We start from the raw sequence: 12,420 nt of genomic DNA, 5'->3' as shown, positions 1-12,420 counted from the left end.
GCCGGCGTACCGGAAACGCACGCGCTTGCCGTCACGCGCGGATCAGCACCACCCCGACGATGAGGCACGCCGCGCCGGCAATGCGGATCGCGCTCGCCGAATGCTGCTGGATGCCGAGCACGCCGAAGTGGTCGAATACGAGCGCGCCGGTCATCTGCCCGACGACGATCAGCGCGAGCGTCGTCGCAGCGCCCAATCGCGGCACCATCAGGATCGCGATGCCGACGAATACCGCGCCGAAGAATCCACCCGTCCAGCTGAACCACGACCCCGCGCCGGAGAACGTGCCGCTCACGCGCGGGTGAGGCGACAAGAGCGCGACCGCCAGCATCGCGGCCAGGCCGACGACGTAGCTGACCGACCCGGCCCACCACGGCGAACCGAGCTGCGAGCGCAGGTTCGCGTTGAGCACCTGCTGCAATGCAACGCTGATGCCGGCCGCCACGACCAGCAGATACGACAGGAAGGTAGCCACGAGGACGAACGCTCCGAAAGGATGGCCGCGCCGGCGATGCCGGCACGGAAGGCTTTCATTCTGCGGAGCGCGCCGGTATAACGCAAATATCGAATCCGGCGCTCATCCATCTCGTTTCGGCATGCCATCACTCCGGCAAATCCAGTATTTCCTGACCGTGGCGGACATCGGCGGCTTCACGCCGGCCGCGGGTGCGCTCCATGTCGCGCAGTCGGCGCTCAGCCGGCAGATCGGTCAGCTCGAGGACGAACTCGGGTTCCCGCTGTTCGACCGCGAGCCGAGGGGCGTGCGGCTCACGCCGGCCGGTGCGATCTACCGCGAACGCGTGGCGTCGATCCCGGCCGCGCTGACGGCGGCTGCCGACGAAGGTGCACGGTTGTCGCGCGGGGAAGCCGGCGTGCTGCGGCTTCTGCATTCCAGTACCGTTCCCGTCGGCAGCCTGATGCCGGATCTGGACCGCTTCATGCGCGATTGTCCGGGCGCGCGGGTCGATCTCGACCGCGCGTCGTCCGAGGATCAGGTAACCGAAATTGCGAACGGCCATGCCGATATCGGGATCGTTCGGCTGCCGGTGCTGCGGCGCGATGCACGCGTGCGTTTCGTTGAACTGGCCGCCGAGCGCTTGTGCGCGGCGGTGCCGGCCGATCATCCGCTCGCGGGCCGCAAGCGCATCGCGATAGCGCGGCTGCGGCATGAGCCGTTCGTATCGGCCGTGTCTCGGGAGCGGGGCGGCCTCGCGCGCGTCGTGATCGATCTGTGCCTGAAGCGAGGCTTCGTGCCGGCGGCCGCGCGGATCGTGTCGCCGAAGACGTCGATGCTGAATCTCGTCGCGGCCGGGTGGGGTGTGGCGATCGTGCCGGCGCGGATGGCGAGCGTCGGGATCGACGGCGTCGCGTTCGTGCCGATTTCCGACGAGGACGCGCGATCGGTGTGCGCGCTGGTGCTGCCGGTGGAGCCGACGGTGCTGGCGCAGGCGTTCGTGCGGGCGGTGACGGCGGGCTGAACGCGCCGCGTCGCCACCCTGACGGCCAGCGTGTTCGGCCGGACCGACGTCGAGACTCAGACGCCGTATCCCGCGTCGCGCATCAACCGGCGCGCCGCGTCGCCGCGCGGGCCTTCCGCATCGAATCGCGCGCGAAGGTTCGCGTCCGCGTCGCGCGTCACGGCGCGGTGCATGGCCGCGATGACGGCGAAAAGGACGACGAAAAGGGCGACGACGAAGCAAGCGACGAGCATCGTATGGCTCCTGGCTGAATAGATCGGAGGCAGACACCGCGACGGCCGGCCGCGTCCGTCGGCATCCGTTCCAATGACGCGCAACATCCAGGCCCGGAGCGGCACGGTATCCGGCGGCGGCGCGCAATCGCCCGGCGATTCCCAGCATAGGGCCGCCCCGCGGTATTCGGCGACGTGTCGGAAATCCGTCAGCAAGGCCGTGGCGGAATCGAAAGGCGCGCGCCGCATCCGGGCAATCCCGTGGCGCGCCAGAAAAACCCCAAACCCCCATCCGTCAAGCCTCTCGCCGAACCTAGTGGTTTCCACTCATAGTCGCAAACAGGCAAGAACAGGTCGCCGCCGGTCTTCTCGGTGCGAATATGGCTCGTTACTTTTACTCCCACGATGCAGGCCGGCGCACACTCCGCGCACCGGCTGCCGCGAGATCAACCGGGAGGAATCGAACCATGAAGTCGACGAAGATCGCCGCGCTAGCCGCGGCCGTGCTGGCGACCGGCGCGTTCACGCACGCGGCGCTTGCCGAGACGGAGGCCGCGACCTGCCGCACCGTGCGTTTCGCGGATATCGGCTGGACCGACATCACGTCGACCACGGCGCTCGCGTCGACCGTGTTCGAGGCGCTCGGCTACAAGCCGACCACGACGATCGCGTCGGTGCCGATCTCGTTCGCCGGTCTCAAGAGCAAACAGCTCGACGTGTCGCTCGGCTACTGGTGGCCCGTGCAGCAGAAGCAGTTGCAGCCGTTCCTCGACAGCAAGTCGATCAACGTCGTCGAGCCGCCGAACCTGTCCGGCGCGAAGGCGACGCTCGCGGTGCCGAGCTACGAATACCAGGCCGGCCTGAAGACCTTCGACGACATCGCGAAACACCGCGCGGAACTCGACGGCAAGATCTACGGGATCGAGCCGGGCAGCAGCGCGAACGCGACGATCCAGAAGATGATCGACACGAACCAGTACGGGCTCGGTGGCTTCAAGCTCGTCGAATCGAGCGAGGCCGGGATGCTGGTGACGGTCGAGCGCGCGATCCGCGAGAAGAAGTGGGTCGTGTTCCTCGGCTGGGAGCCGCATCCGATGAACATCCAGCTCAGCATGAACTACCTGTCCGGCGGCGACGCGGCGTTCGGGCCGAACTACGGCGAAGCGCGCGTGTACACGCTGACCGCGCCCGACTTCATCGCGCGCTGCCCGAACGCGGGCAAGCTCGTGACGAACCTGCGCTTCTCGACCCAGCTCGAGAACCAGCTGATGCAGTCGGTGATGAACAAGACCAAGCCGGCCGAGGCCGCGAAGGCGTACCTGAAGAAGAATCCGCAGGTGCTCGATCCCTGGCTCGCAGGCGTCAAGACGTTCGACGGCAAGGACGGCCTGCCTGCCGTGAAGGCGTATCTCGGCCTGTAACGGCCTGCGCCCACGCGCTCCCCGCAATGCGACACAACCCGAATCAAGCGAGGCATCCAGCATGAACCACGAAGTCATCATCACCTGCGCCGTCACGGGCGCGGGCGATACGGTCGGCAAGCATCCGGCGATTCCGGTCACGCCGAAGGAGATCGCGGCCGCCGCGATCGAAGCCGCGAAGGCCGGCGCGACGGTCGCCCACTGCCACGTGCGCGATCCGCAGACGGGGCGCGGCAGCCGCGACCCGAACCTGTATCGCGAAGTGGTCGACCGCATCCGCTCGGCCGACGTCGACGTGATCATCAACCTGACGGCCGGCATGGGTGGCGATCTCGAGATCGGCCCCGGCGAGGATCCGATGCGCTTCGGCAAGGGGACCGACCTGGTCGGCGGTCTCACGCGCCTCGTACACGTCGAGGAGCTGCTGCCGGAAATCTGCACGCTCGACTGCGGCACGCTGAATTTCGGCGACGGCGATTACATCTACGTGTCGACACCCGCGCAGTTGCGCGCCGGCGCGAAGCGCATCCAGGAACTCGGCGTGAAGCCGGAACTGGAGATCTTCGATACAGGCCATCTGTGGTTCGCGAAGCAGTTGCTGAAGGAAGGGCTGCTCGACGATCCGCCGCTGTTCCAGCTGTGCCTGGGCATTCCGTGGGGCGCACCGGCCGATACGGGCACGATGAAGGCAATGGTCGACAACCTGCCGCCGGGTGCGCACTGGGCCGGCTTCGGGATCGGCCGCATGCAGATGCCGATGGTCGCGCAGGCGATGCTGCTCGGCGGTCACGTACGCGTGGGCCTCGAAGACAACATCTGGCTCGATCGCGGTGTGCATGCGACCAACGGCACGCTCGTCGAGCGCGCTCGCGAGATCGTCGAGCGCCTCGGCGGCCGCGTGCTGACGCCGGCCGAAGGCCGCCGCAAGCTCGGCCTGCCGGCGCGCGGCGAACGTGCGCTGGAGCGTCGCGCGATCGCCGAATTCGCGTGAGCTTTTTCACTGACTGACATTGCATGGCGGTATGCGTCGACGCGCGGCCGCCCACCGATTTCCCCTGAATTGAAGGATGTATCGACATGGCAGTGAAGACCGACATCAAGACGTTTGCCGCCATCGGCACCGGCGTGATCGGCAGCGGATGGATTTCCCGCGCGCTCGCGCACGGTCTCGACGTGGTCGTGTGGGACCCGGCGCCGGGCGCCGAAGCGCGGCTGCGCGCGAACGTCGCGAATGCGTGGCCCGCGCTCGAACGCGTCGGCCTCGCACCGGGCGCCGATCCCGCGCGGCTGCGGTTCGTGTCGACGATCGAGGAATGCGTCGCCGATGCCGATTTCATCCAGGAAAGCGCGCCCGAGCGCGAGGCGCTGAAGCTCGAGCTGCACGAGCAGATCAGCCGTGCGGCGAAGCCCGATGCGATCATCGCGTCGTCGACGTCGGGGCTGCTGCCGACCGATTTCTACGCGCGGGCGACGCATCCGGAGCGCTGCGTGGTCGGCCATCCGTTCAACCCCGTCTACCTGCTGCCGCTCGTCGAGGTGCTCGGCGGTGCGCGCACGTCGCCGGAAGCGGTCGAAGGCGCGATGGAGGTCTATCGCAAGCTCGGCATGCGGCCGCTGCACGTGCGCAAGGAAGTGCCGGGCTTCATCGCGGATCGTCTGCTGGAAGCGTTGTGGCGGGAGGCGCTGCATCTCGTCAACGAAGGCGTCGCGACGACCGGCGAGATCGACGACGCGATCCGCTTCGGCGCGGGTATCCGCTGGTCGTTCATGGGCACGTTCCTGACCTACACGTTGGCCGGCGGCGATGCGGGCATGCGACACTTCATGCAGCAATTCGGCCCCGCGCTCGAACTGCCGTGGACGAAACTGGTCGCGCCGACGTTGACCGATGCGCTGATCGACAGCGTCGTCGAAGGCACGACCGAACAGCAGGGCACGCGCAGCATCAAGGAACTCGAGCGCTATCGCGACGAGTGCATCACCGAGGTGCTGAAATCGATCGCCGCGGTGAAGGCGCGGCACGGGATGCGATTCGAGGAATAAAGGACAGGCGATGACGGGCGATACCCCGCTGACGATTCACCGCGACGTGGTGCGGCCCGAATGGGTCGACTACAACGGCCACCTGCGCGATGCGTTCTACCTGCTGATCTTCAGCTTCGCGACCGATGCGTTGCTGGATCGCATCGGCCTCGACGACGCCGCGCGTCGCGAGCGGGGGCGCTCGGTCTACACGCTCGAAGCGCACGTGAACTACCTGCGCGAGATCAAGGAAGGCACGGCCGTGCGCGTCGATGCGCGCGTGCTCGCGCACGACGCGAAGCGGCTGCACCTGTATCTCGAACTGTTCGCCGACGGGCATGACGACGCGGTATCGGCGAGCGAGCAGATGCTGCTGCACGTCGATACGCGCGACGGCGCGAAATCGGCGCCGTTCGACGACGACGTGGCCGCGCGCGTGGCCGAACTGCACGCATTGCAGCGCGATTGCGCGGCGCCTGCGTATGCGGGCCGCGTGATCGGGCTGCCGCCGCGCCGCTAGCGGCGCGCTTCGCCTTCCGATCCTCACTCTCGACCGCGGAGCGCACACGATGCTCGAACCGGAAATCGCGGCGTTCGTCGCGGCCGTCGACGCGTGGTATCCGGCCGATGCGGCGGCGCGCCCGCCCGACGAACAGCGCCGCCTCTACGACCGCTTCGCGGCCGAATGGACGCCGGCCGCGCTGCCGGCCGGCATCGTGCAGCACGACGCCGCGTGGCGTGCGCCGGACGGCCGCACGATCGCGCTGCGGCGCTATATGTCGGCGCACGGCGCGCCGCGCGGCACGGTGCTGTTTTTTCACGGCGGCGGTTTCGTCGTCGGCTCGCTCGACAGTCATGCGCTGATCACCGCGCAACTGGCCGCCGATACGGGCCTCGACGTGATCGCAGTCGACTACCGGCTGGCGCCCGAACACCGCGCGCCGGCCGCACTCGAAGATTGCGTGGCGGTGACGCGCGCCGCGCGCGATGCACGCTGGCCGTTCGGGCCGTGCGCGCACCCGTTGACCCTCGCGGGCGACAGCGCGGGCGGGATGCTCGCGGCGGCGGTGGCGACCGCGCTGCGCGATGCGGGCGAACGTAACGTGGACGGCATCGCGCTCGTTTATCCGATGCTCGGTTTCGAGCCGCAATCGCCCGCGCGCGAAACGGAAGCGCACGCGCCGATGCTGACGCTCGACGACGTGCATCGTTATCGCGCGCTGTACTGGGGCAGTGACTTGTCCGACGCGCTGCGGAGCGGCAACCCGCTGCTGCGCGCGTCGGTGCCGCTCGAGGCAGTGCGTTTCGACGGCCTGCCGCCGGTGCTCGCGATCGGCGCGGAGCACGATCCGCTGCGCGACGATGCGCGCGTGTACGTCGAACGGATTCGTGCGGCCGGCGGGGTCGCGCGCCACTGGATGGGAGAAGGGCTGGTGCACGGCTGCTGGCGCGCGCTCGGGACGAGCCCGCAGGCCGCACGGATGCACCGGATGGTCGGCGGGTTCTTGCTCGCACCACACGCGTAGCGGGCGTTTTCCGGGAGGCAACGATGCAGGCAGCGGCGCAACACCGTATCGAGGACTGGCGGACGTTTTCGGCCGACGCGGCCATCGCGGCGGCGACGATCGGCGATGACGCGGTGGATATCGAGTGGAGCGACGCACGACGATCGCCGTTCCATTTCGACTGGCTGCGCGACAACTGCGCGTGTGCCGCGTGCGTGCATGCGATCACGCGCGAACAGGTGTTCGAGATCGCCGATGCGCGCGAGGATTTGTCTGCGCTCACCGTGCATGTCGAAACCGACGGTGCGCTGCATGTGGAATGGAACGACGGGCATCGCAGTGCGTGGTCGCCCGGCTGGTTGCGTGCGCATGCATACGACGATGCGTCGCGCGCGGAGCGCCTGGCCGCGCACGGGCGCCACGTATGGACCGGCGACGATGCGACGGCGATCGGCGTGTTCGCGTGGCGCGACGTGATGGAGGACGACCGCGCGCTGCTGGCATGGCTCGGCGCTTTGCAGCGCACGGGGCTGACGCTCGTCGAGGGCGTGCCGGCCGAGCGCGGCCGCGTCGACGGGATCGCGCGCCGCATCGGCCTGATCCGCGAAAGCAATTTCGGTGTGCTGTTCGACGTCGAATCGAAGCCGCGCCCGGACAGCAATGCGTATACGTCGCTGAATCTTCCGCCGCACACCGACCTGCCGACACGCGAATTGCAGCCCGGCGTGCAGTTCCTGCACTGCCTCGCGAACGACGCGACGGGCGGCGACAGCATCTTCCTCGACGGCTTCGCGCTAGCGGACGCACTGCGGCGCGAACATCCGGACGATTTCGAACGACTCGCGTCGACGCCGTTCGAGTTCTGGAACAAGAGCGCGAACAGCGACTACCGCTGTTCGGCGCCGGTGATCGGGCTCGATGCGCGCGGCAACGTCACGGAAGTGCGCGTCGCGAACTTCCTGCGCGGGCCGCTCGATGCGCCGGCCGGCTCGGTTGCAGCGGTCTATCGCGCGTACCGGCGATTCCTCGCGCTTGCGCGCGAGCCGCGTTTTCGCGTGCAGCGCCGGCTGCGGGCGGGCGACATGTGGGCGTTCGACAACCGGCGCGTGCTGCATGCGCGCACCGAGTTCGACCCGTCGACGGGCCGCCGGCACTTGCAGGGCTGTTACGTCGATCGCGACGAACTGCTGTCGCGGTGGCGCGTGCTGTCGCGGTCGGCGCCGGCAGGGGCCGTGGCGCGCTGACCGGCGCACACGACGCATTCACGCACACCTTGCCGGGAAAAAGCACCCGGACGCCACGCGTCCGGGCAAAGCCACCCGCTGCCGGGCGGCGGAGGTATGCGTTTCACAAAAAAGACGAGCCCCGCGAAGGGGGCTCGTCCGGACTGCGTCACTTCATCGCGCGATGCGCGGCGCCCGCCGAGGGCGCGTCGGCTTACTGGCCGAAGAAGATCGAATCGCGTGCGTTCGACGATGCGGCCGGCGCGCCCGAATGGACGAGCGGCGCCGGTTGTGCGCCGTAGCCGCTGGTGTCGGCACCATGAACACGCGCTTCGGCGCTCTGGATATCGTTCGGGTAGTACGGGCTCGACACGCCCGGCTTGTAGCCGGCTTGTTCGAGCTGGACCAGTTCGTTGCGCACTTGAGCGCGCGTCACGGTGCTTTGCGCGAATGCGCCGAACGAAGCGGACAGGGCGGCAGCGGCAACGACTGCGGAAACGAGCGATTTCATGGTGACCTCCGGTGTTTTATTGAGTTCGCTCTCGACACCATGTCTTGAGCGATTGATCAAATCTTAGTCACCGGCGTGTTCAGGGTAAACGCTGATTTTGACGATAAATTGTTTCCTGACTGGTAACAGTGCGGCGCCGTTTCAGTCTTTCAACGGGCTTTCTTTTCGGTTGGTGTAATAAGTATGAAGAATATCGCGCACGCCGGCACGCGGTTCAGCGCGCTTCGGCTGTCGTGTCGAGCGGCCGGCCCGGCGCGCGTCCGGCGGGCGCGCCGGAGCTGAGGAAGCGCACGCCCGTGGCGGCTTCCGATGCCTCCCACAGCAATGCCGCCGACGCCACGCTGCGCGCCGCGCGCGGCACGCTTGCCGGTGCCGGCAGCCCGCGCGATTCGAACCAGTCGGACGGACCGATGTATGCGCCGCCGGCCAGATCGGGCGACGTCGCCGCATGAATCGCAGGCAGTGCGCCCTGGTCGGCCGGTTGCGCGAGATAGCGGTTCGCGGCACGCATCAGCGCGGCGCGGGCCGGCGAGCGGTCCATCGCGGGGCCGGCGAACTGCAGGTTGGTCGCCGCGTAGCCGGGGTGTGCGGCGACGCTGATGCCGGCGAACGCCGCGCGTTCGAAGCGGCGCTGCAACTCGAGTGCGAACACGAGGTTCGCGAGCTTGCTGTCGCAATAGGCGAGATAACGGTTGTAGCGATGCGCGGCGCGCAGATCGTCGACACGAATCCGGCCGCCGCGGTTGAAGCCGCTCGACATCGTGACGACGCGCGCCCGGCGTGCGGCGCGCAGCGCCGGCAGCAGATGGCCCGTCAGCGCGAAATGGCCGAGATGGTTGGTGCCGAACTGCATCTCGAAGCCATCGCGCGTGTGTCGCAGCGGCAGGAACATCACGCCGGCGTTGTTGCAGAGGATGTCGACGCGGCCGTGGCGTTCGCCGACGTCGGCCGCGAAGCGCGCGATCGACGCGAGATCGGCGAGGTCGAGCGGATCGACTTCGACGCGTGCATGAGGATGAAGCCGGCGGATCGCGTCGGCGGCCTGCGCGCCGCGGGCGGCGTCGCGGCAGCCCATCACGACCGTCGCGCCTTTCGCGGCCAGCGTTTCCGCGAGCTGCCAGCCGATACCGCTGTTGGCGCCGGTCACGACCGCGACCTTCCCGCCTTGCGCCGGGACGTGGCGCGCACTCCATGCATGCATGTCTGCCTCCATCGGCGCGGCCGATCGGCCGCGGCGCGTAATCGTTACATTGAGTGGTGTAACGATAGTGCGGGCGGACGTAGCAGACAAGCGGAGGAATTAGACCGGCGCTTCTAGGGCTGGCGTACGGCGTGGCGCCGCCGGCCCGGCGCACGGCCGGCGGGTTTTACCTGCTGCCGGCCAGCGCGAGCACTTCGGCGGCGGAGATCATGGCGGCGGCGTTCGCGGGAGCGGGGCGTTCGGCCGGGCGGAATACTTCGTCGCCGCGGTGGATGACCTGGCGCGACAGCGCACAGGTACCGGTGCGCTGCGCGAAGCGGCGTCGCCAGCGCTGTTCACCGTAGTGGCAGCGGCCGGGTTCGACCCAGCGGACGACGAGCAGCGTATCGGAACGTTCGAGGATTTCGACGTGGACGTCGGCGGGATCGAGCGCAGGCAGGGATTTGGAGGCCTTCATTTTGCCGTTTCCTAAAGCTCGTGCGGGTTCGGCCGTGGCAGTGGATGTCACTACCCGATGGCGAATCCGTAGCGGTTTCCATGAGTGGTGCGCTAAATGTAAGCGTCTGTGACCGGAAAAAACATCCTGTCTGGCTCAAATTACCTTTTGCCGATTTAGAAACAATCCACGCTTATTTTCTTGAAAAACCGACGACAAAAGGCCCCGGACGGGAAGTCCGGGGCGAAAATCGGCCCGCGCGCCGTGTCTGCTCGCCCAGTCACGGGGTACATCGCCGGGGACGGAGGTGCCCGCAGAGATCCGGCGCGGGCGGGGAGGCGATGTACCGGAAGCGCGGTCCGGCAACGCCATGATGGCGCGCACAACCCGTTGACACCCTGACGCGAACATGACTTTTTTGTCAGTTTGCCTGTCCACCGCGCCGAACGTTGCGGAAGAAGCGGCTGGAATGCCCGCCGGTATTGGGTTCGAGCGGATCGCGAGGCGACGCCTCGACGCTACTTTCGCGCCGAATTTCGTGCGCCGGACGGATTCTTCGGCCCCGGGTAAATACTGAATCCCAATTTCGTGACAAACGCGCGATCCGTTCCTATGATTGGTTGGACCTTTAGTCCTTTGTGCCAATCGGCCGATGGGCGGCCGGCTTTTTCGGAGAGATGCTCATGAGATTGCAGGGCAAACGCGCGCTGGTGACGGCGGCCGGGCAGGGCATCGGCCGCGCGACCGCGCTGCGCTTCGCGAGCGAGGGCGCCGACGTGCTGGCGACCGACATCAACGAAGCCGCGCTGGTGCGGCTCGAAGCCGACGCCGAGCGCGCGGGCGGCCGGCTGGCCACGCGGCGGCTCGACGTCACCGACGTGCACGACATCGCCGCGCTCGCCGCGGGCGAGCGCGCGTTCGACGTGCTGTTCAACTGCGCGGGCTACGTGCACCACGGCTCGATCCTCGAGTGCGACGAAGACGCGTGGGCGTTTTCGCTGAACCTGAACGTCACGTCGATGTACCGGCTGATCCGCGCGCTGTTGCCCGCGATGCTCGAAGCGGGCGGCGCGTCGATCGTCAACATGGCGTCGGCGGCGTCGAGCGTGAAGGGCGTGCCGAACCGCTTCGTGTACGGCACCACCAAGGCGGCCGTGATCGGGCTGACCAAGGCGGTGGCGGCCGATTTCGTCGAGCGCGGCATCCGCTGCAACGCGATCTGCCCGGGCACGATCGAATCGCCGTCGCTGGCGCAGCGGATCGAGGATCAGGCGCGCACGCGCCACGTGTCCACCGACGAGGTGCGCCAGGCGTTCGTCGCGCGCCAGCCGATCGGCCGCATCGGCACCGCGGACGAGGTCGCCGCGCTCGCGCTGTACTTGGCGTCCGACGAAGCGTCGTTCACCACCGGCACGATTCACCTGATCGACGGCGGCTGGTCGAACTGACCGTGTCGAACTGACCGTGTCGAACTGACCGTGTCGAACTGACCGTATCTGACCGACCGTATCGAACCGGCCGCACCTTCCATTCACTTTCCGTTTCTGTTCATACGACGCTATGAAACTGCTGAGATTTGGCGACAAACACCATGAAAAGCCGGGCCTGCTGGATGCGCAGGGCCACATTCGCGACCTGTCCGGCGTGATCGACGACATCGCCGGCGACGTGCTGACCCCTGCGTCGCTCGCGCGGCTGCGCGACATCCCGCCGTCATCGCTGCCGCTCGTCGAGGGCACGCCGCGGCTCGGCGCGTGCGTCGGCCGCGTCGGCAAGTTCATCTGCATCGGGCTCAACTACTCGGATCACGCGGCCGAATCGGGGATGGAGGTACCGAAGGAGCCCGTCGTGTTCGGCAAGTGGACGAGCGCGATCTCGGGCCCGAACGACGACGTCGAGATCCCGCGCGGCTCGGAGAAGACCGACTGGGAAGTCGAGCTCGGCGTGGTGATCGGCCAGGGCGGCCGCTATATCGACGAAGCCGATGCGCTGTCGCACGTCGCGGGTTATTGCGTCGTGAACGACGTGTCGGAGCGCGAATACCAGCTCGAGCGCGGCGGCACGTGGGACAAGGGCAAGGGCAACGACACGTTCGGCCCGCTGGGCCCGTGGCTCGTGACGGCCGACGAAGTGCCCGATCCGCACGCGCTGCGGCTGTGGCTGGAGGTGGACGGCCACCGCTACCAGAACGGCACGACCGCGACGATGGTGTTCCGCGTGCCGCACCTGATCAGCTACCTGAGCCGCTTCATGAGCCTGCAGCCGGGCGACGTGATCTCGACCGGCACGCCGCCGGGCGTCGGCCTCGGGCAGAAGCCGCCCGTCTATCTGCGCGCCGGACAGGTGATCACGCTCGGCATCGACGGCCTCGGCGAGCAACGCCAGCGCACCGTGCAGGCCTGATTTCCTTC

The 12,420-nt window shown here is 67.9% G+C and carries 14 protein-coding genes; 9 read left to right on the top strand and 5 right to left on the bottom strand.

The genetic code is table 11. The features are described from left to right. Positions 1 to 31 precede the first annotated feature (31 nt). Positions 32 to 475 (bottom strand): DMT family transporter, encoded by a 444-nt coding sequence (locus WS89_RS10435; RefSeq protein ID WP_059790820.1) that lies wholly within the window; start codon positions 473 to 475, stop codon positions 32 to 34. Between the two features lie 121 nt (positions 476 to 596). Here WS89_RS10435 and WS89_RS10430 point away from each other — a divergent pair, with 121 nt between their 5' ends. Continuing rightward, positions 597 to 1,478 carry a LysR substrate-binding domain-containing protein gene (locus WS89_RS10430; RefSeq protein ID WP_059790818.1) on the top strand — a complete coding sequence of 294 codons (882 nt, stop codon included), beginning with the start codon at positions 597 to 599 and terminating at the stop codon, positions 1,476 to 1,478. Positions 1,479 to 1,534: 56 nt separating this feature from the next. Here the strand turns inward: WS89_RS10430 and WS89_RS33700 are convergent, their stop codons facing one another. Further along, complete coding sequence (locus tag WS89_RS33700; protein ID WP_156440534.1) at positions 1,535 to 2,017, bottom strand: hypothetical protein; 483 nt, start codon at positions 2,015 to 2,017, stop codon at positions 1,535 to 1,537. Positions 2,018 to 2,157: 140 nt separating this feature from the next. Between WS89_RS33700 and WS89_RS10425 the strand changes: the two genes are divergently transcribed. The 6 genes from WS89_RS10425 to WS89_RS10400 all read left to right on the top strand — a co-directional run bounded on the left by WS89_RS10425 (position 2,158) and on the right by WS89_RS10400 (position 7,882). Then, positions 2,158 to 3,111: a choline ABC transporter substrate-binding protein gene (locus tag WS89_RS10425; RefSeq protein ID WP_006498766.1), complete on the top strand. Its 954-nt coding sequence runs from the start codon at positions 2,158 to 2,160 to the stop codon at positions 3,109 to 3,111. Positions 3,112 to 3,172: 61 nt separating this feature from the next. Further along, on the top strand, positions 3,173 to 4,102 hold the full coding sequence (locus WS89_RS10420) for a 3-keto-5-aminohexanoate cleavage protein (RefSeq protein WP_034204290.1): 930 nt from the start codon (positions 3,173 to 3,175) through the stop codon (positions 4,100 to 4,102). Positions 4,103 to 4,188: 86 nt separating this feature from the next. Then, complete coding sequence (locus WS89_RS10415) at positions 4,189 to 5,154, top strand: L-carnitine dehydrogenase (protein WP_059790816.1); 966 nt, start codon at positions 4,189 to 4,191, stop codon at positions 5,152 to 5,154. A gap of 10 nt (positions 5,155 to 5,164) precedes the next feature. Beyond that, entirely contained in the window at positions 5,165 to 5,653 is a 489-nt protein-coding gene (locus WS89_RS10410) for a thioesterase family protein (protein WP_059790813.1), read from the top strand. Between the two features lie 49 nt (positions 5,654 to 5,702). Further along, positions 5,703 to 6,659: an alpha/beta hydrolase gene (locus tag WS89_RS10405; protein ID WP_059790811.1), complete on the top strand. Its 957-nt coding sequence runs from the start codon at positions 5,703 to 5,705 to the stop codon at positions 6,657 to 6,659. A 23-nt stretch (positions 6,660 to 6,682) separates the two neighbouring features. Further along, a complete protein-coding gene (locus tag WS89_RS10400; protein WP_059790809.1) occupies positions 6,683 to 7,882 on the top strand; it encodes a TauD/TfdA family dioxygenase in 1,200 nt (399 codons plus the stop codon). Positions 7,883 to 8,075: 193 nt separating this feature from the next. On the opposite strand, the gene WS89_RS10395 is transcribed toward WS89_RS10400, so the two are convergent. The 3 genes from WS89_RS10395 to WS89_RS10385 form a co-directional block, all read right to left on the bottom strand. After that, positions 8,076 to 8,372 carry a DUF4148 domain-containing protein gene (locus tag WS89_RS10395; RefSeq protein WP_034204295.1) on the bottom strand — a complete coding sequence of 99 codons (297 nt, stop codon included), beginning with the start codon at positions 8,370 to 8,372 and terminating at the stop codon, positions 8,076 to 8,078. A gap of 214 nt (positions 8,373 to 8,586) precedes the next feature. Next, positions 8,587 to 9,573, bottom strand: coding sequence for an oxidoreductase (locus WS89_RS10390; RefSeq protein ID WP_059790808.1), 987 nt, complete (start codon positions 9,571 to 9,573; stop codon positions 8,587 to 8,589). 166 nt (positions 9,574 to 9,739) lie between these two features. After that, entirely contained in the window at positions 9,740 to 10,030 is a 291-nt protein-coding gene (locus WS89_RS10385) for a DUF3331 domain-containing protein (RefSeq protein WP_006484717.1), read from the bottom strand. Between the two features lie 662 nt (positions 10,031 to 10,692). Between WS89_RS10385 and WS89_RS10380 the strand changes: the two genes are divergently transcribed. Together WS89_RS10380 and WS89_RS10375 are read left to right on the top strand one after the other, a co-directional pair. Beyond that, the gene (locus WS89_RS10380; RefSeq protein WP_059790890.1) at positions 10,693 to 11,457 is read left to right on the top strand and encodes an SDR family oxidoreductase; all 765 of its coding nucleotides are present in this window, start codon (positions 10,693 to 10,695) and stop codon (positions 11,455 to 11,457) included. Between the two features lie 112 nt (positions 11,458 to 11,569). Continuing rightward, a complete protein-coding gene (locus WS89_RS10375) occupies positions 11,570 to 12,412 on the top strand; it encodes an ureidoglycolate lyase (RefSeq protein ID WP_059502362.1) in 843 nt (280 codons plus the stop codon). The last annotated feature ends 8 nt before the right edge of the window (positions 12,413 to 12,420 follow it).

Origin of the sequence: Burkholderia sp. MSMB1072, assembly GCF_001524725.1 — a bacterium.
Classification (GTDB): Bacteria; Pseudomonadota; Gammaproteobacteria; order Burkholderiales; family Burkholderiaceae; genus Burkholderia.
This window is presented reverse-complemented; position numbering and strand designations above follow the sequence as displayed.